Source organism: Alcanivorax sp. HI0044, from assembly GCF_001634945.1.
The window spans coordinates 1-1,827 of record NZ_LWEZ01001583.1; the positions used below are offsets into that span (position 1 = coordinate 1).

Below are 1,827 nucleotides of genomic sequence, written 5' to 3' on the forward strand. Positions count from 1 at the left end.
CGTGAGTAAACCGTGGAGACCCGTTACCGGCTATGGCAAACCCTTTCGATCGCGATCAGATTATTCAGCAGTGGCAGCCCTTGAACTGGGAGGCCTTCGATCCGCTGAGTGAATCCAGCCAGCGCTATGTGGCGTACTACGGTCTCAATTTTGCCGATCGCCTGCCGGACCTGGAGCATGGCTTCGGTTATTTCGAGGCGGCGGGGCATATGCTTTCCGTGCATGGCTGGCGGCCGAAGCCGCCCGTTCAGCCGCGGGGCACTGTGCTGATTTGCCACGGCTACTTCGACCATGTGGGATTGTACCGGCATGTGATCGGCCATGTGCTGGAGCTGGGCTATGCGGTGCTCGCCTATGATTTGCCGGGCCACGGGTTGAGCACTGGCCCGCAAGCCGTGATCGACGATTTTCGTACCTACCGCGACGTACTGGAACAGTGCCTGTCGTTGGCAACCAATTATTTCCCCAAGCCCTGGCATGTGATTGCCCAGAGCACCGGTGGGGCCATCGTGATGGATTATCTGGTCAGCCGCGGTGAGGGCGATGAGAACCCTTTTGAGCAGGTCATTCTGCTGGCGCCACTGGTGCGGCCGTTCAAGTGGGGAACGGCTCGTTGGTTGCACACCATGGTCAGCCCGTTTGCCAAAACCCTGAAACGGGTTTTTACCATCAACTCCAACGATCCGGATTTCCTCGACTTTCTGGAAAACAAAGACCCTTTGCAGGCACGGCGTATTTCCGCCATCTGGGTGAGTGCCCTGAAGAAATGGATGCCGGGTTTTGAAAAAGCGTCACGGATAAAAGTGTCGCCGGTGGTGATTCAGGGAGACAGGGATGAAACGGTGGACTGGCAATATAACCTGGAGATGATCAAGCAGAAATTTGAAAGCCCCGATATCCATATGCTTCCGGGAGCCCGCCACCAGCTGGCCAATGAAAATGAAGCGTTCAGACGTAAAATCTTTGCCATTATTGACGAGTACCTGGCGTAAATTCGATTTTTTACGCTTTGTTACTTGAGCAGGTTGCGGCTTTGTAACAGTGTGAATTCACGGTTCCCAACCAGGGAGTTTTGTGTTTTTACAAGGAGTCTATGATGAACAGTAAATGGATGTTGGCCGCTGCTTCCGGTGCGGTCTTGTTGAGTCAGGCTGCCGTGGCAGACCTGAATGCAGGCGTCAATGCTGCCGTGAATGCCCAGGCAGATGCCGATGCTGCTGAACAGACTGTTCGTGACCAGCGAGATGCGGCCAAGGCCGATGCCAAACAGATGGAAAAAGATGCACGGGCCCAGCGTGATGCAATGGAAAGCGATGCCAAAGCCCGCCATGACGCGATGAAAGAAGATGCCAAGGCAAAGCGTGATGCCATGAAGGATGACGCAAACGCCATGGGCGATGATGCCCGTGCCAAGCATGAAGCCAACATGAAGAAAATGGAAGAAAGCCGTGATGCCGCGCGTCAACGTCATGAAGATGCCATGAATAATGCGCAAGGGGCTGGCGCCAGTGCCAACGCTGAAATGAAAGCGGGGGCCGCCGGTGTCAATGCGGATGCGAAAGCGGATGCCAAGGCGGACGCTGAGAAGAAAGAAAAATCCTGGTATAACTTCTGGGATTAATCTTTCAGGTGAAAACCAAAAAAGGCCGCACATTGCGGCCTTTTTTGGTTTTCTCGCGGGGCTGGGAGATATCAGCATTTCTGCGGTCCCCCCGTGGTGTCAGTATTGGTTCACCGTACCGTTTTCACCCACCAGCACCACGTCGGCAGGCCGCTTGGCGAACANGCCATTGGTGACGACGCCAACGATATTATTGAGCGCGGTTT

General features: G+C 54.7%; 2 protein-coding genes. Both read left to right on the forward strand.

The window, feature by feature from the left end; genetic code table 11:
- The first annotated feature begins 32 nt into the window (after positions 1-32).
- Complete coding sequence (locus tag A3730_RS24040) at positions 33-992, forward strand: alpha/beta hydrolase (RefSeq protein ID WP_063520702.1); 960 nt, start codon at positions 33-35, stop codon at positions 990-992.
- A 101-nt stretch (positions 993-1,093) separates the two neighbouring features.
- Positions 1,094-1,621: a hypothetical protein gene (locus A3730_RS24045; protein ID WP_231880673.1), complete on the forward strand. Its 528-nt coding sequence runs from the start codon at positions 1,094-1,096 to the stop codon at positions 1,619-1,621.
- The last annotated feature ends 206 nt before the right edge of the window (positions 1,622-1,827 follow it).

What these genes read in the sequence shown, in the direction of transcription:
- A3730_RS24040 (WP_063520702.1), top strand. Translation starts at nt 33, where the DNA reads ATGGCAAACCCTTTCGATCGCGATCAGATTATTCAGCAGTGGCAGCCC.
- A3730_RS24045 (WP_231880673.1), top strand. Translation starts at nt 1,094, where the DNA reads ATGATGAACAGTAAATGGATGTTGGCCGCTGCTTCCGGTGCGGTCTTG.